Source organism: Dysgonomonas hofstadii (assembly GCF_014196915.1).
Taxonomy (GTDB): domain Bacteria; phylum Bacteroidota; class Bacteroidia; order Bacteroidales; family Dysgonomonadaceae; genus Dysgonomonas; species Dysgonomonas hofstadii.
The window spans coordinates 1-16,157 of record NZ_JACIEP010000011.1 but is presented as its reverse complement, the minus strand read 5'-3'; the positions used below and the strand labels follow the sequence as shown (position 1 = coordinate 16,157).

General features: G+C 34.8%; 15 protein-coding genes, 1 tRNA gene and 1 pseudogene. 8 read left to right on the top strand and 9 right to left on the bottom strand.

Going from position 1 to position 16,157, the window contains the following annotated elements; all coding sequences use genetic code 11:
• Nucleotides 1-6: 6 nt before the first annotated feature.
• The 3 genes from GGR21_RS14545 to GGR21_RS14535 all read right to left on the bottom strand — a co-directional run bounded on the left by GGR21_RS14545 (nt 7) and on the right by GGR21_RS14535 (nt 2,984).
• Nucleotides 7-729: a hypothetical protein gene (locus GGR21_RS14545; protein WP_183307956.1), complete on the bottom strand. Its 723-nt coding sequence runs from the start codon at nt 727-729 to the stop codon at nt 7-9.
• On the bottom strand, nt 726-2,183 hold the full coding sequence (rpoN, locus tag GGR21_RS14540) for an RNA polymerase factor sigma-54 (protein WP_183307955.1): 1,458 nt from the start codon (nt 2,181-2,183) through the stop codon (nt 726-728). The genes GGR21_RS14545 and rpoN overlap by 4 nt, the downstream gene beginning before the upstream one ends.
• A 135-nt stretch (nt 2,184-2,318) precedes the next feature.
• Nucleotides 2,319-2,984 carry a porin family protein gene (locus GGR21_RS14535; RefSeq protein ID WP_183307954.1) on the bottom strand — a complete coding sequence of 222 codons (666 nt, stop codon included), beginning with the start codon at nt 2,982-2,984 and terminating at the stop codon, nt 2,319-2,321.
• A 704-nt stretch (nt 2,985-3,688) separates the two neighbouring features.
• Between GGR21_RS14535 and rlmD the strand changes: the two genes are divergently transcribed.
• From rlmD to GGR21_RS14520, 3 genes are all read left to right on the top strand, one after another.
• Nucleotides 3,689-5,098: a 23S rRNA (uracil(1939)-C(5))-methyltransferase RlmD gene (gene rlmD, locus GGR21_RS14530; protein WP_183307953.1), complete on the top strand. Its 1,410-nt coding sequence runs from the start codon at nt 3,689-3,691 to the stop codon at nt 5,096-5,098.
• A 95-nt stretch (nt 5,099-5,193) separates the two neighbouring features.
• Nucleotides 5,194-6,474, top strand: coding sequence for a serine hydroxymethyltransferase (glyA, locus tag GGR21_RS14525; protein WP_183307952.1), 1,281 nt, complete (start codon nt 5,194-5,196; stop codon nt 6,472-6,474).
• Between the two features lie 179 nt (nt 6,475-6,653).
• A tRNA-Pro gene (locus GGR21_RS14520) sits at nt 6,654-6,728 on the top strand.
• Between the two features lie 435 nt (nt 6,729-7,163).
• Here the strand turns inward: GGR21_RS14520 and GGR21_RS14515 are convergent.
• The 3 genes from GGR21_RS14515 to GGR21_RS14505 are packed head-to-tail and all read right to left on the bottom strand — an operon-like array spanning nt 7,164 to nt 10,116.
• Entirely contained in the window at nt 7,164-7,778 is a 615-nt protein-coding gene (locus GGR21_RS14515) for an HNH endonuclease (protein ID WP_183307951.1), read from the bottom strand.
• Nucleotides 7,779-7,780: 2 nt separating this feature from the next.
• Complete coding sequence (locus GGR21_RS14510; protein ID WP_183307950.1) at nt 7,781-9,226, bottom strand: AAA family ATPase; 1,446 nt, start codon at nt 9,224-9,226, stop codon at nt 7,781-7,783.
• 14 nt (nt 9,227-9,240) lie between these two features.
• On the bottom strand, nt 9,241-10,116 hold the full coding sequence (locus tag GGR21_RS14505; protein WP_183307949.1) for a HEPN domain-containing protein: 876 nt from the start codon (nt 10,114-10,116) through the stop codon (nt 9,241-9,243).
• Nucleotides 10,117-10,330: 214 nt separating this feature from the next.
• Between GGR21_RS14505 and GGR21_RS14500 the strand changes: the two genes are divergently transcribed.
• The 3 genes from GGR21_RS14500 to GGR21_RS14490 all read left to right on the top strand — a co-directional run bounded on the left by GGR21_RS14500 (nt 10,331) and on the right by GGR21_RS14490 (nt 12,129).
• Nucleotides 10,331-10,549, top strand: a complete 219-nt coding sequence (locus GGR21_RS14500) for a hypothetical protein (protein WP_183307948.1) — start codon at nt 10,331-10,333, stop codon at nt 10,547-10,549.
• Between the two features lie 222 nt (nt 10,550-10,771).
• A complete protein-coding gene (locus GGR21_RS14495) occupies nt 10,772-10,990 on the top strand; it encodes a helix-turn-helix transcriptional regulator (RefSeq protein WP_183307947.1) in 219 nt (72 codons plus the stop codon).
• A gap of 101 nt (nt 10,991-11,091) precedes the next feature.
• Nucleotides 11,092-12,129 (top strand): rolling circle replication-associated protein, encoded by a 1,038-nt coding sequence (locus tag GGR21_RS14490; protein ID WP_183307946.1) that lies wholly within the window; start codon nt 11,092-11,094, stop codon nt 12,127-12,129.
• 475 nt (nt 12,130-12,604) lie between these two features.
• Here the strand turns inward: GGR21_RS14490 and GGR21_RS14485 are convergent, their stop codons facing one another.
• The 3 genes from GGR21_RS14485 to GGR21_RS14475 all read right to left on the bottom strand — a co-directional run bounded on the left by GGR21_RS14485 (nt 12,605) and on the right by GGR21_RS14475 (nt 14,307).
• A complete protein-coding gene (locus tag GGR21_RS14485) occupies nt 12,605-12,919 on the bottom strand; it encodes a type II toxin-antitoxin system RelE/ParE family toxin (protein WP_183307945.1) in 315 nt (104 codons plus the stop codon).
• Nucleotides 12,910-13,149 carry a hypothetical protein gene (locus GGR21_RS14480; RefSeq protein ID WP_183307944.1) on the bottom strand — a complete coding sequence of 80 codons (240 nt, stop codon included), beginning with the start codon at nt 13,147-13,149 and terminating at the stop codon, nt 12,910-12,912. The genes GGR21_RS14485 and GGR21_RS14480 overlap by 10 nt, the downstream gene beginning before the upstream one ends.
• 141 nt (nt 13,150-13,290) lie before the next feature.
• A complete protein-coding gene (locus GGR21_RS14475) occupies nt 13,291-14,307 on the bottom strand; it encodes a site-specific integrase (RefSeq protein WP_183307943.1) in 1,017 nt (338 codons plus the stop codon).
• Between the two features lie 356 nt (nt 14,308-14,663).
• Here GGR21_RS14475 and GGR21_RS14470 point away from each other — a divergent pair.
• Together GGR21_RS14470 and GGR21_RS20990 are read left to right on the top strand one after the other, a co-directional pair.
• A pseudogene (locus GGR21_RS14470) lies at nt 14,664-15,872 on the top strand (site-specific integrase).
• Nucleotides 15,873-16,018: 146 nt separating this feature from the next.
• On the top strand, nt 16,019-16,157 hold a 139-nt coding region (locus GGR21_RS20990), incomplete at its 3' end, for a helix-turn-helix domain-containing protein (protein ID WP_183308069.1).

Below are 16,157 nucleotides of genomic sequence, written 5' to 3'. Positions count from 1 at the left end.
ATTAAATTATAGATTCTTCATATACATTATAAGTCCCCAGTAAGCACCTATCCATACACATACATAGGATACAAAAAGGCCTACCACAAAACCTGCATATACCTGTGCCGGAGTATGCCGTTTCAACATCAGGCGTGCTACTCCTAAACATCCTGCTAAGATAAACAAAATGATGAATAAAACGAATGGATTAAGCCCTTTTACGTGATAACAAACTGACAAAGTGCAACCAATCAATCCACCTATACCCATCATATGGGCACTTATCTTCCATCGGATGTTAACTATGGCGGCAATTACTACTAAAATCACAGGTGCTGCCAATGTGGACAGAAACCACATATATAGCTTAGCCGAATGAAAATAATATATTAAAAGCAAGTATGCCAGGAAGACTGTCAGGTAAGGTAAAAAACGATCGCGCTTATCAGTGAGTTCGTAGTCTTTTATCAACCCTGCTCTTTTCAGGAAATACATACCGCTGACAGGCACAAAACAGGTGAGGAAAAAGACCGGCGAGACGAAACGGACAAACTGGTTCGCAAATATCAGGTTAAAATCCGTATACAGGAATAACAGCAAGACGCCATATACCCCCATCAGCATAGGATGTAACACAATAGATATAATGCGTGGGATCAACGGCTCTTTCACGCCGGTGTTGTCCAAAGATTGTTTTCTTATAATTGTTTCGCTTGCTCCGAACAGGTTATTTTTTTCTTGTATCATATTTCTTTTCTTAACCGGGCAACAGGCAAATTCATTTGTTCCCGGTATTTGGCTACAGTACGACGGGCAATTATATACCCTTTTTCCTTTAATATTTCCGACAGGCGATCGTCTGTCAATGGCTTCTTCTTATCCTCGTTCTCAATGCATTCTTTCAGGATAGCCTTTACCTCACGGGACGAGATCTCCTCACCACTGTCGGTCTGCATCGATTCCGAAAAGAAATATTTAAGCGAATATATTCCGAAATTCGTCTGCACATACTTACTGTTACTCACACGCGATATAGTGGATATATCGTACCCCGTACGCTCGGCCACATCTTTCAGTATCATTGGCTTCAGCTGGGTTTCGTCTCCCGACAGAAAAAAATCGTACTGCATATCCATTATAGCTTTCATCGTGCGCTGCAACGTATCTTGCCTTTGCTTGATAGCCTCTATGAACCAACGGGCAGAATCCAGTTTTTGTTTGACGAACAAGACGGCATTCTTACTGTCATTCGACATGCTCTCTTTGTTATCGGCATACCCCTTCAGCATATCGGAGTATTCCCGGCTGACACGCAGATCAGGGATATTCCTGTTGTTGAGGCTCAGAAACAATTCTCCGTTATAAGATTCGACAATAAAATCGGGAACGATTGTGCTCAGGGTGGCTTCCATAGAATCGCCCCAGCTATTCCCCGGTTTAGGATTCAGGGTAGTGATCTCCTGAATTATATCTTTCATTTGCACCTCATCAATACCCAGATGCTTTATTATCTTATCGTAATGTCTTTTCGAAAATTCGTCAAAATAATTTGTTATGATGTCAATGGCAACTCCTGTAGTTTCTGTTTTCTCTTTCCTTTTCAGTTGTAGCAACAAACATTCCTGCAAAGACCGCGCACCTATACCTGCCGGCTCGAAATCCTGAATAACATTCAAAAGCTCTTCAAGCCGGGAAACTGACACATCAATATTCTGTTGAAAAATAAGATCGTCTGAGATAGCAGATAAAGAACGGTCCAGATAGCCGCTTTCATCGATATTACCGATTATATATTCGGCTATTTTTTCATCCTCTTCCTTAAACTCACATTCTCTTAACTGCTCCAACAAATATTCATGGAGTGAAGAAGCTACCGAGAAAGGGATTTCTTCTTGTCTGGAAGACACTTGTTTATTTTCTCGAAGCTGATAATCAGGGATTTCTTCTTCGTTCATATAATCGCCAAGGGTAATATCCTCTTGCGATATGTTACCATCATCATCGGCACTGTAATCATCGTCAAATTCCGATGCATCTTCTGTTGGCTCCAGCCCTTCCTCGAGTGCGGGATTATCTTCCAATTCTTGTTTTATACGCTCTTCCAATTCTATAACAGGCAGCTCAGTGAGCTTGATAACCTGCATCTGCAAAGGCGAAAGCCTCTGCTGTTGTTTTAGTTGTAATTGTTGTTTCAGAGCCATAAACTAGTGCGCATAATCTATTAAGACAAAGATAATAATAAAAACAATATTTTGTATGGAAAGGTTTTAGAGAGGTGGTAAATAAAATAAGAAAGCCCGGTGTTGCCGGGCTTTATACACTTCATATTCTATTTATTAGAATTTATATCCTACTGTAAGGTATGCATTCATGTTACGAACTTTAAAATTACTAGCATCCACGGTTATAGTCCCTTCTTCATCGATTTCAACATTTTTCCCAAAATCTGCTATATTTAACAATCCAAGGTCATAGCCGAGTCCAACATTAAATTGACCAAACTCTACCCCAACTCCAAGACCTAAACCGAAATCAAATCTTTTCATTTTCAAGCCAACCGCATCTACTTCATCACCAAAAGCATCAATACTTCCTTCGACTCCACCTTCTTTAACTTTCCATTTTCCGCTTACAGCATATGCAAGGTATGGCCCGGCATGTAAATTGAGTCGAGTATTTTCGGAGATATTCAATTTATAACCTACATGTATAGGAAGTTGTAAATATGAAAGATTTAATTTCATTTTAAAATCATCACCATCTTTTGCACCTTTTGTAGTGAAATCCAATCCTGTTAATAAATATAAATCCGGAGCTAAAGCATAATCCATTGTTACTCCGGCATTAAATCCTATTTTAGCGTCCATATCCAGATCACCATTAAAATTTGAAAGACTCATACCTGCCTTTACTCCGAAAGTAAGCGGTTTTTCCTGTGCATTAGCACTCATTCCGACTAGGACTGCCACTGCTATTAAAGCTGTTTTGATAAAAGTTTTCATAATCAATTCAGTTAATTAAGATAAATAATCGTGTTTAGTTTAACTTTTTCAAGTATCCGCAAAGATATATTCTTTTTTATGTTTTTTGTTTTTTTATATAAAAAAAACAGCAAACTGAAACTGCATTTTATTCCAATTGCTTTATCTATAAATATGAGAGTAGGTAGTAGAAGCGATCTTTGACAAGGATAAAGTTGACAAGTAAACGAGATACAAGTAAACGAGATACAAGTAAACAAGTTTCCCCCGCCGGTGCGGACATCTTGTCCGTGCTTCCCCGAGCGATCTTTTTGCTTCGCAACACACAGACTGGAAGTCTGCGCGAGCAAGGGGAGAGTAGGTAGTAGAAGCCCCCTCTGGCTCCCCCTAAGGGGCAGGGAGAGTATAAATTAAAATTATACTTTGCGGCTTTGCGAGAAAACGTGTCAGGTTTTGATTGAAAAAAACTTCAAAAGTGTAACATTTGCCTCGCCTTCGCTTCGGCGATCGTTGATTGTAACTTTTTTGAAACACAGAGTAAAAAGAGTAATTGGAGTTCTTTGTTGATTACCATCATTGGCACATTGGCATATTTACTAATTAGCACATTGAACGGAGCGTAGCGAAGTGTCTGGTGTGTCAGGTTTTGACAATCGCTACTGCTTATTCACGTAATTAACAAGTAAATATTTATCTTTGCATTCCATTTCTATAACTAAAAACAAATGAGCCGAAAAAAAAAGGAACTGCCACTGATAGAAAACGTTGAGATAACAGACATCGCTGCTGAAGGAAAAGCAATAGCCAAAATAGACGATATGGTTGTGTTTATACCCTATGTTGTACCGGGAGACGTAATCGACCTGAAGCTTACCCGCAAAAAAAATAAATATGCAGAAGGGAAACCTGTCAGGTTTGTCAGGTTTTCGGAAAACCGCAGGGAGGCGTTTTGCGAACACTTCGGTATTTGCGGGGGGTGTAAGTGGCAGATACTGCCCTACTCTGAACAGCTGAAATATAAACAAAAACAAGTCGTTGATAATCTTACACGTATAGGCAAAATAGAGTTGCCCGAAATACAGCCGATATTAGGCTCTGAAAAAACAGAATTCTATCGCAACAAGCTGGAATTCACCTTCTCAAACAAAAAATGGCTTACACTGGAGCAGATACAGTCAGGGGAGACATTCGATAATATGAATGCTGTCGGCTTCCATATCCCGGGCATGTTCGATAAGGTGTTGGATATAAACAAATGCTGGTTGCAGGATGATATTTCGAACCGGATAAGGAATTTTATCCGTGAATATTGCCACGAAAAAGAATATACCTTCTTCGATCTGCGTAACAGGGGCGGATTGATGCGAAATATTATTGTCCGTACATCCACAACAGGAGAACTGATGCTCATTGTAATATTTTACGATAACGACAGGGTGCAGAGAGAAGACCTATTGAATGCAATTGCCGATAAATTCCAGGAAATAACCTCTCTTTTGTATATTATAAATGAGAAAGCGAACGATACCATTACCGATCAGATCGTCCTTACATGGAAAGGGAATGATTTCATCTTCGAAGAAATGGAGGGGTTAAAATTCAAGATCGGCCCGAAATCATTCTACCAGACAAATAGTGAACAGGCTTATAATCTGTATAAAATAGCAAGGGATTTTGCCGGACTAACAGGAAATGAACTGGTGTATGACTTGTATACAGGAACGGGAACTATTGCGAATTTCGTCGCCCGACAGGCTAAAAAAGTAGTCGGAATAGAATATGTGGAAGATGCCATAGAGGATGCTAAATTCAATTCCTCAAACAATAAGATAGAAAATACCCTTTTCTATGCCGGAGACATGAAGGATATTCTTACAGAGGATTTTATCAGCGAACATGGTCGCCCCGATGTAATCATCACCGATCCACCACGGGCAGGAATGCACGATGATGTGATAAAAACAATATTATTCGCCAATCCCGAAAGGATAGTTTACGTTAGCTGCAATCCGGCTACACAAGCCCGTGACCTGTCACTTATGGACGAAAAATACAAAGTGGTAAAAGTGCAGCCTGTGGATATGTTTCCACATACGCATCATGTGGAGAATGTAGTGCTGCTTGAAAAACGGTAACCGAAGAAAGAATAGATTAAAAACCGTTACAATTTTATTATAATCATTACCTTTGTAATCATAATATTTTCACCTCATAATAAATTATTCTACTTATGAAAAGAGACACTGCAATTTTTGACATCATCGAAAGAGAACGTCAGCGACAACTGAAAGGAATCGAACTTATCGCGTCAGAAAACTTTGTAAGCCAGCAAGTAATGGAAGCTATGGGCTCGGTATTAACCAATAAATACGCCGAAGGCTATCCGGGGAAAAGATATTATGGGGGATGTGAAATAGTAGACCTCAGCGAACAACTGGCAATCGATCGTTTGAAAGAAATATTCGGAGCAGAATGGGCAAATGTACAACCGCATTCGGGCGCGCAGGCAAATGCCGCTGTATTTCTTGCATGTATGCAGGCCGGAGATAAATTTTTAGGATTGAACCTCTCACATGGAGGGCACCTTTCTCATGGTTCACCTGTAAACTTTTCGGGACTTATGTTCCACGCCTTAGAATACAATGTACGCCAAGATACAGAACAAGTAGACTACGAACAACTGGAACAGGTGGCCCGTACCGAAAAGCCAAAAGTAATTATAGCTGGCGCATCTGCTTACTCCCGTGACTGGGATTATGCACGCATCCGCAAAGTAGCAGACGAAATAGGCGCAATATTTATGGTAGACATGGCGCATCCTGCCGGATTAGTTGCCGCAGGATTATTAAACAATCCGCTACCTCACGCACACATAGTAACTACAACAACACATAAAACACTTCGTGGCCCTCGCGGTGGCGCTATCTTATTAGGTAAGGATTTTGAAAACCCATGGGGCAAGAAAACACCGAAAGGAGAAGTGCGGATGATGTCGGCATTGCTTGACTCTGCTGTATTCCCGGGAATACAGGGTGGCCCACTTGAACATGTGATAGCAGCAAAAGCAGTATCTTTTGGTGAAGCGCTCGATCCTTCCTATAAAGAATATCAGACACAGGTGAAGAAAAATGCCGCAGCAATGGCACAGGCATTTATGGACAAAGGATATAAAGTCGTATCAGGTGGAACAGATAACCATTCGATGCTGATAGACCTTCGCCCAAAATTCCCTGAACTGACAGGAAAGTTAGCAGAGAGAGTTCTTGTGGAAGCCGATATTACAACAAATAAGAACATGGTTCCGTTCGACAGCCGTAGCCCGTTCCTTACCTCGGGACTTCGGTTTGGCACACCAGCTATCACAACACGTGGGGCAAAGGAGCCGCTAATGGGTGAGATCGTGGAAATGATAGATACCGTTCTTTCAAATCCTGAAGACGGAAACACGATAAAATCTGTTCATGAAAAAGTAAATTCCATAATGAAAGATTATCCTTTGTTTGCCTGGTAATAACAAATCGGGAAGAACAAAACAATAGTCTTTCAGTAAAACCCGTACAGACCAGTGAATACATATTCACTGGTTTTGTTATATTTATATCATGGGTTCAATTTATTTGTTTTATTTTTCTCCTTATTTTTTGTAGTATTGAAAATTCATTATATCTTTGCACCGCAATACAGCAAAAACGGGATGTAGCGCAGTCCGGTTAGCGCACCTGCTTTGGGAGCAGGGGGTCCCAGGTTCGAATCCTGGTATCCCGACGAAGAACGAAAATTTATATAATTAGAAAAGTCACTTAATCAGTGGCTTTTCTTGTTTTAATGCGGTTTGTAATGGGTTTCGCTAATAATGAAACTGTCCGCACTTGTTCGTCATTATCCATAGTTATTCACTAAAAGTTCTCCCAAATGCCTAAAAGGGTGAACTTTTGGGTGAACCAATCTTACAATAACAGAATCAATGTTTTACAATAATTTGTTTATATCCTATTTTCCCATAGGATTTTCAAATATACATTTTATTTACTGATTTTGGTGATTAGTAATTAAAATATAGAGTATAATTTGTAGATATAAATATATGGATTATTTTAAATGACATGTATTTGATATAAACCTCGAATAACAATAACGTAATCAAAAATTGCGGTTAAAATAGCATGTGAACCTCTATTTCTGTAAAACAAATATTAAATTTCATTTCAATATTTTACGAATTTCATCTAAGAAATCATTTCGTTCATTTTGAGAACATGTTCTCAATGCTTCTGTAAGAGCAGCTATTGGAGATTGTTGAATAGCTTGAAATTTTTTTGCTCTTTTTTCTACATTTTGAAGCCTAAATAATTCACAATATGTGATAGTCTCGCTTCCTTTTGCTGTTAATGCTATGTATACAGAGTCTTTCTCAATTCTTATGTGGTTTGAGTACCTGTCATAATGAGGATGTATAATCTTAAATTTATTACCAGTTTGAGGATAACGGACAATATTATTATTCAAAACATTTTTCATCCCTTTAATTGTATTGCATCCTGGACAACTCAAAGCTAGATTTCTACCGTAAAATGTAAATTGAGGGTAACTTGATTTCGGAATTATGTGTTCTATATCAACATTTTTTAAATCAAATCCTAATTCCTTTTTGCAATAACAACATCTATTATATTGCTCTTTTCTTAGATGTTCAATTATACTTTTCTTAATATTATCAAAAACACTTTTTTCCCAATCTAAATGATCCGAAAAATTATCTTTAATTGTTGCACTTTCATCTTGGGTGAATGTATATTCATTCTGTATTGTGCTCATAATCAACCTTCCTTAAGAATTATAGCTGCTACGCTTTTTAATGGGTCATTATCTTTTATTAGAGGATAATATTCCTTAATCTGACACTTTATCTTATTATACTCACTTATGTTTCTATTGTTATTCGCAAGTAATTCAAGTCCTTTAGAAATGAGCTGAGATAAATAATAGTTTCTCGTTGTAGGTAGTCCGAAAACATTTAATAATACATCTTCCGCACTCCATCCGAATGTAGATTCCTTCATTATCTCTGAAATTATATTTCCTCTTTTATTACTGCGTAAAGCAACAACAGTAGATTGTTTTGGAGGTAGATCTGTAACTAAAAAGTGCGAGTGTGATGCGATAATAATATGACAGCCTGTAAAATGAGAAAATATTTTATTTAATAATTCTATGTATTTCGCCTGCCAAATAGGATGAAGGCTTATTTCAGGTTCATCTATTAATACTAAACTGTTGTGGTCTAGTAATGGTATAAGAGCAAGAAGGGTAGATAAAATATTAGCTTCTCCTGAACTTGCTTCATTAAAACTGAATTCTAATCCTCCTTTTTTATAGATTTTAATATCATATGATCCAATAATATTAAGTTTCCTCAGAATGTTAAGCATTCTATATTCATAGGTATTACCATAATATTGGCTTTTATCATATGAATAACGTTCAATATTTTTTTCAGAAAAGTTAATTAAGATTTCACCAAATCCTTGTTTACCCAATTTTGAATGATTTAAGAAATCACATATTTCATCTCCAACAGTATCTATAATTGCTTCCGTTTTCTCACTAAAATCTATGCTATCTCTTTTGTACAATCTTTTCTGATCTATATAATGAGACAGAGTTTTTTTGTTAATTTTATTTTCATTGAGAGAGAAAAAACTTTTCGGAATTTTATACTGTAATTTTAATATTGGTTCAAAGTCTAAATAATTAAAAACATGTCTGTAATATTGAGATATTTCCGTTTCAGAATAATATTCAAGTAAAATATCTAAAGCTCTATTGATAGATGCTTTATTTGAAAAAAATAAATTCTTACTTCTTGTCCCTAAGTAAATATATTTAGAATTGTTGTATATACTTTTAAGGGGATTGTTCTCTGTCCTATATCGGTTGTATACTGATTCATATCTTTTAAATGAGTCATCTAGGGGAAATTTATCAGAAAGGCTGTTGGTAATAGCAATGACTTTAGTAGGCAAAGTTTCAAGATTTATTTTTGAATCAAATAAATTATGGTTGTATTTATTATTAAATATAGACTTGTATACTTTGGCTATATTACTGAGCACACGACTTTTTCCTGTTCCATTATTTCCTATTATCAATGAGAAATAATTATCACAAGTATTATTATGATGCAAAGGATTAATTAAATCCACTGTATCTGAGTGAAAACTACCATCATCTATACTTATATTAAATAATCTGAATGCAGTCATCTTTAAAATATTTTTCATTTCTCTCCATACTCCCTAATCTTCCCCTCACAAATCCTCTTTGTAATATCCCTTAAAAGTTCCACTTTCGGAATCAGTGCATCAATATCCTCTTTTGTAACAATAAACTTAGGATTATAGCGGGCTTCAACATAAGCAGCTTTGATAAGGTCGAATAAACGCTTTTCTTCCGTAGGGTGAAGAGGAAAAACATTAGCCAAATCGGGCGAATAGCTTTTAACCGATGAAGATAATTTAGATAGATTATGTTGTTTGTTACTTTTCAATGTAAAAACTAAGCGAATCGCATAATAGTAGTTTTCACAAGCTTGATGTAAATAAAAAGAAGATTGTACGAAGCTATTTCTGTTATAAGAGTTACTTGCATCTATTAAAAATTCATTTGCTCTATTGTATTTCTCATTAAAATATTCTTCTGCCTGTTGTTTGATTTCAGCATAGTTTAATTTCCGTTTACGAGCCAATTTAGACTTCTTATTGTCGTAAAGCATTATCCCCTCTTCCTTTATCTGGGTATAAAAATACCTACCCTCTTCAATGGCTTTATTCAGATTCTTAATATCCTCATTAAGAAATTGTACGGGCGTTTGTGTTTCGGGCTTTGTATAGTATTTATCATCTATATTATCTAATCTGCTGCCTGCAAGTTTATCAGATATGCCATGAGTAACCACAAGAATATCATAATCGGATATTTTGGTAGTCTTTATTCCAAACTCCATGCGTTCGTCATAATCTACATATTCATTCCTTGCATAACTGCCAAAAAGAATAATCATCTGTGTTTCGGGTATCTTCTCCAAAACTGCTTTTATCAGATAGTTTAAATCTTCCTGTTTCTCTTTGGGTAAATATGATATAGACTTTTTCATTCGTTATTATTTTCTTATTACTCAAAGATATGGAAAAAGTGGATTCAAATATTAACAATTTTATCCTAATATTCTATCTTTGTACCAATAGCCTTATTTTATTTGCTTTGTTTGTTCGTACGAAGCAATTAGAGCCAAAGACAACTACTAAATAAATAGGATTCTTATACTATTATTAACCCGATTGACTAATCAGGTTTAAAAACGAACAACTATGACTTTAGATTTAGAGCCAATAAAGATTTTCCTTTCGGAAGATACCACACCAAAAGCTTTCGCTAAACTACTTGATGAGTTTTTACTAGAATATTTTAAAATGCTTGTCAGATTACAATTATTGGATGAAGATGATAAAACAATTCATGAACAGTCCGAAGAATTTATACATTATATAAAACTCTTAAGGGATATTTTACCCAATTGTGAAAAATAAAATAAGAATAAACAAGATTATTAAGAAGCCACAAAAATAGTGGCTTTCTTTATATTATATCTTATTATCCCCAAAAGTCTCCACAATGTAGAGACAATCTTTTCATTCCCTTATTTTATATATCTCAACTTTTTCCAATTTTTCATCCTGAAACCGTCCATTTCCATTCATGTTTTTGAAATGAAATTATCTATATATAGTATTAATTAAAAACACAAAACAATGAAAGGATATTTAAACCTGCAACAAACATGTAACGCACTCGGCGTAAAACGGACAACACTTTACAAAATCATCCATGAGGGTGCATTTGTCGGCAAAGACGAAACAATCGTACACCGCAATAAAAGGTGGTTCCTAGAAAAAGCAATAGATAACTACATCCAGTCTGTTATCAAATCCAATACTATAGAGCTGCATACCACAAAACACAAACATTAAACTTTTTTTCTCCTTTCGGCTTCGCCCTATGGATTTATTTAAGCTATAATATTTCAAACTTTTTTTATACAAGTTACATCAACAAATAAAACATATCTACTATGGGAATCATACTCAAAGAAAACAACCTGATATATACAAAGATGAAACACGATAAATTTCTCGGTTCATCAACATACAAGTATAATAAAGCAACAAACACCATTTACAAGAAAGTAAAATTAAAAGCCAATATCCCCCAATCCGATATACAAGAATTAAATCAAAATAAAGACTATGTTACTGACAATGAGTTTAGAGAGAGTATAAACGACTTTTACAACGATGGACACCAGTTCTCCCGATTTAAGAATAAAGATGAACAATTGCACCATGAAAAGCCCAAACGACCAAAGAAAACTATCTATACACTCAATAAAAAGAAAGTAAGAGAAAAATGTTCCGCTTTCTTCGGGCTTCGCAAATCAAAGAAATTTCTGGCATTTTATTCTATTTCCTTTCCTCAGAACTTCCCTGATGAATTTGCCTATAAATGCTTTAATACCGTATTAACCCGATTAAGGAAAAAGTGCGGTTTAAAATCTTACTTATGGGTTGCTGAACGGCAAAAGAACGGCACAATACATTTCCATATGCTGACAAACACATTTATGCAGATTAGAATAGTCAATTACTTTATGGCAAGGGCGATTAATAACCAGATAAGAAAAAAAGAGAATAAAGGAAAGATAAATGTCAACTTCGATATACAAAAATACAACGGAGTAGATGTAAGACACGTAAACAATAACAGAAAAGCTTTAAACTGTTACCTGACTAAATATGTATCAAAGAATACGATATCATTCTACAAGCTTCCTTATCATTCCAGCCACGATATAAGTGAACTGTTTACTGCCGAAACATTCGTCAATGAAAATACGAATGATTTTAAGCCAATCAAAGAAACATTAAAACATATCAAAACTTTTGTAGTGGATAACGAATGGTGTACAATAGAATACTTATGTCAGAAACAGGATAACGGTAAATACTTTAATCCGCCTGATAGTTGGTATTGGCTACGAGACTTTTTAAATGAGCAGATATATAAGAATCATTATGCAAAAGTGAAGTTCGATAATATGCCATTATCATAAAACTAATATAATGAAAAACACACCTTAAAATACCAATTCAAGAAATAAGAACACAAAAGAATTATAACTATGCATAGAACTGTCACATTAAAAGACCTGATAAAATATTATGAATGTAGCCTTTCAACTGCAAAAATCCGATTGAAGCAAATTAAAACTGCCTGTCAAAAGGATAGAATAACGGTATATGATTTCGCTATATATGAGGGGTATCCGCCTGAGGTGATTAAGGATTATTTGAATGGATAGAAAATTTATTAAAGATAGTTATTGCGAAACAAGCTGTTGCATACATCTAATAGGGAAATAAACTGTTGCCTAATTGTGTAATTCAATAGGCTAACAGGTTGTTGGCTTTTTCTACAGTCTAATTCTGTAACAAGCTGTTGCAGTTTCTTAATTATCATGAAAAACACACCTTAAAAATAAAACCGAGATAGCTCATTACTATCCCGATTCGATATTTTAATAAGAATTATTCTTTTATCTTTTTCTTATTAGTCTCTGGTGATTGCCGACAATCCCATATGTCAGATATATTTATAATATCATTTTCTATATAGTAGATAACCTTATATGTTTTTGTGACAACAAGTGAACGATAAGTTTTATCTCTACTCATTAATAATGGTTCAACAGCTGCTAGCTCAGGGAATTCTTTCAATCTTTCAACAGAAGTTCTTATTTCCGTTATTAATTTAAGAGCTGCATTTTCAGCATATTCTTTTTTATAATAAGCAACTATATCTTTTAAACTCTGCCTTGAGGGAGCAAGCCATTTTATAACCATGTTTCTACTTCTTGCATAAATTTATCATGCTCTATACCGCCACCATTCGCAGCTTCTCTTTCCGCTTCGTCTAATCGGCTGTTTAACTCCTCTAATGTATATTGACAAGGCATATCTTTATTCGCTTTTTTCAATTTATGATAATAGGCGCGCAGCTTTTCCAATATAGCACTATCTTGTTCATTGTCTATATCTTGTTTTATTTGTGCTTTTAATTCTAAAGTAGTCATAATACGCTCCTTTCTATTTTTATTTATAATACAAATATACTATTTATCTTTTACCTATATAACGTTTTTAGGCTTTTTACAGTTGTAAGGTATGGTTAAATAAATGGAATAGGGTAGCATAAAACTACCCTATAATTTATATTAACTTACAAATCGGTTGTCTGTTCCTATTTCTAAAATCTCATTTCTTACAGTCTTCGCTGATAATTTGGCATAACCTAACGTTTGAGTGATTTTAGCGTGCCCCATTGCCCTTTGAATGACTGCAACAGGAACACCCTTATTAATTAAATAAGTGCCGTATGTGTGCCTTGCTGTATGTGATGTTAGCTTCTTATCAATGCCTACATGCTCGGCTAAAACCTTTATATAATCGTTATACTTTTGATTGGATATTCTTGGTAAACAATAGTTATACTTCTCCAAAATCTCTTGGGCTTCTTTAAACAAAGGAATAATATAAGATTCATCTGTTTTCACTCTACTTGCATTGATTATAGGCTCATTATCTACATAACTGATTTTATCTTTACTGAAATTCTGCATGTCAACAAAAGCTAAACCTGTCATACATTGGAATAAATACATATCCCTTACTTTTTCTATTTTGGTAGAGGTTGGTGTATAATCTATGATTTTCTTGATTTCTGATTCACTTAGAACAATAGGGTCTTTTGATTTACCTTTCTTGATTTTAAATTCATAATAAGGATTTTCGGTTAAATATTTCCGTCTTTTAGCTTCTTTAATATAACTATTCAGTGTGTTATGTCTTTTGTATAAGATTGGTTGTGATTTTAAAGTCTTTCTAAGGAAAACGTCAAAATCAGCAATGTTAGGATAGGTAATATCTTTGAAGTGCTTAATCTTGCCGAAACGAACCAAACCTAATAATAAGGTTTTATGGGTTTTTAATGTGCCTGCTTTAATAGGCTTTTTATACATCTCTTGTTCAAAAAACTCTAAGAATGTCATGTTCTCCTCTTTCTTTTTATCCCAATTTTCAATATCATCTATACAAGTGCATTTTTCGGAATGGACAAATGCTTCAATCTTGTTATAAATCTCAAATACCTTTGATTTTACAATAATTGCATTAGGATGATTTTTAACCGAAAAACCGCCATTCCCTGAATACTGACTTGGTAAAATTTTCACACCTGTATAAATATACCTTTTTCTTTTACTCTAACGTTCCAATACTTCAATGTGAACTAAGCCTAATTTCTTAGGGTTGTTTTTGGTTTCTCCCTTTCTGTCAAATACAATACGAATGTTTAAAATGTTCATAATTAAAAAATTTGTGATTCTGTATTGTATAGATAAATTCGCCTGAAAATCTCCCACTTTATTTAACTTATTGATTACTAATAGTGGTTAATAGCTCTGGTATCCCGACGAAATGAGAATCAAGCACTTAGTAAAATCTAGGTGCTTTTTTGTTTTCTATAATTATGTAGTTTCTCTTTGGTTTGTAATGGTTGAGTTAAACCAAGAGTTAAACCAAAAACTCAATGAAAACTACTGTGAACATCCTCTGTTACAGGTCTAAAACTCTTTCCAATGGAGAGCATCCATTGATGATAAGAATCTGCAAAGATGGAAAGAAAAGGTATTAGAGCCTAGGCATATCAGTTCATCCAGATAATTGGGATTTCAAGAAGAACAAGCCAAGAAAGAATTGCCCTAATAAAGAATTAATCAATAAAATCATATTAGATAAGGAGTTAGAATATCAGAAACAAATATTGGAACTCAATTCTGACAATAGAGATTTTTCTGCAATGAGCCTCATCTCATCATTGACTGAAAAAGTAGAACATAAAACTGTGCAGGAATTCTATATGCAGCCTATAGCATCATTTAAAGGCCCAGGAAGGCAAGGAAATGCTTTGGTATATAAAGATTCGTACAACTCAATAAGAACCTTCACAAAAGGCAAAATGAATATTCTTTTCAATGATATTGATGTCAATTGGCTAAATGAATATGAAAAATGGCTTAGAGAGAAAAAATGTGCTAAGACAAGTATCAGTCTATCATTTAGAACTCTACGAAGTGTATATAACAAGGCTATCAAAGCCAAATTTGTAAGGAGAGATTTGTACCCTTTCAATGAGTTTAAAATATCGAAATTTGATACTACAACAAAGAAACGAGCCATATCTAAAAATATAATAATTGATATCCAAAAACTAGATTTGACCAAGGAGAGATATTATGTACAATTTTCCAGAGATATCTTTATTTTCAGTTATTTATGTGGAGGTATCAATTTCACAGATATAGCACATCTTACAAATGAAAATATTTCAGATAAGCAGATGTCTTATATCAGAAAAAAGACCAAGAAAAAAATTAATATACCTCTCCAGAAGAATGCATCAGAGATAATTCAAAAGTACCAGCAAAACAATAGTGTGTATGTCTTTCCAATTTTAAACCTTTACCATGTTACAGAGGTTCAAAAGTACAACCGAATACACAAGGTCATGGGTAAAGTGAATAAAGCACTAAAGGAGATATCTAAGATAGCAGGAGTAGATATAAATATCACTTCGTACACAGCTAGGCACAGCTATGCTACTGTATTGAAGAACTCTGGTGTAAATATAGCTTTGATTGGTGAGACACTGGGTCATTCAGACTTAAAGATAACGCAGATATATCTTGATAGCTTTGAAAATGGTCAAATAGATGCAGCGATGAAGAATTTGTTATAAAAATCATTGTTTTGGCATGAATATTGTATGTTAAAATATTAATTAAAGGTGGCAGGCTGGTTTGTTCCAAATAATAGCAAATCAGTCTGCACACAAAGCGTAAAATTGAAATATTGGTTTATTTCCTAACATAATGGAGGTGGAGAATCTATGAGCAGACAGGTTCTGTTACTAAAACTGCATTACGATGCGGTATTGCCAGAACTACTCTTTATCGTTGGATAAAACGGTATCAAGAAGAGGGCAAATCAGGATTGTCAGATAAGTCGAAACGTCCTTTAAACC

What these genes read in the sequence shown, in the direction of transcription:
- GGR21_RS14545 (WP_183307956.1), bottom strand. Translation starts at nt 729, where the DNA reads ATGATACAAGAAAAAAATAACCTGTTCGGAGCAAGCGAAACAATTATA.
- rpoN (WP_183307955.1), bottom strand. Translation starts at nt 2,183, where the DNA reads ATGGCTCTGAAACAACAATTACAACTAAAACAACAGCAGAGGCTTTCG.
- GGR21_RS14535 (WP_183307954.1), bottom strand. Translation starts at nt 2,984, where the DNA reads ATGAAAACTTTTATCAAAACAGCTTTAATAGCAGTGGCAGTCCTAGTC.
- rlmD (WP_183307953.1), top strand. Translation starts at nt 3,689, where the DNA reads ATGAGCCGAAAAAAAAAGGAACTGCCACTGATAGAAAACGTTGAGATA.
- glyA (WP_183307952.1), top strand. Translation starts at nt 5,194, where the DNA reads ATGAAAAGAGACACTGCAATTTTTGACATCATCGAAAGAGAACGTCAG.
- GGR21_RS14515 (WP_183307951.1), bottom strand. Translation starts at nt 7,778, where the DNA reads ATGAGCACAATACAGAATGAATATACATTCACCCAAGATGAAAGTGCA.
- GGR21_RS14510 (WP_183307950.1), bottom strand. Translation starts at nt 9,226, where the DNA reads ATGACTGCATTCAGATTATTTAATATAAGTATAGATGATGGTAGTTTT.
- GGR21_RS14505 (WP_183307949.1), bottom strand. Translation starts at nt 10,116, where the DNA reads ATGAAAAAGTCTATATCATATTTACCCAAAGAGAAACAGGAAGATTTA.
- GGR21_RS14500 (WP_183307948.1), top strand. Translation starts at nt 10,331, where the DNA reads ATGACTTTAGATTTAGAGCCAATAAAGATTTTCCTTTCGGAAGATACC.
- GGR21_RS14495 (WP_183307947.1), top strand. Translation starts at nt 10,772, where the DNA reads ATGAAAGGATATTTAAACCTGCAACAAACATGTAACGCACTCGGCGTA.
- GGR21_RS14490 (WP_183307946.1), top strand. Translation starts at nt 11,092, where the DNA reads ATGGGAATCATACTCAAAGAAAACAACCTGATATATACAAAGATGAAA.
- GGR21_RS14485 (WP_183307945.1), bottom strand. Translation starts at nt 12,919, where the DNA reads ATGGTTATAAAATGGCTTGCTCCCTCAAGGCAGAGTTTAAAAGATATA.
- GGR21_RS14480 (WP_183307944.1), bottom strand. Translation starts at nt 13,149, where the DNA reads ATGACTACTTTAGAATTAAAAGCACAAATAAAACAAGATATAGACAAT.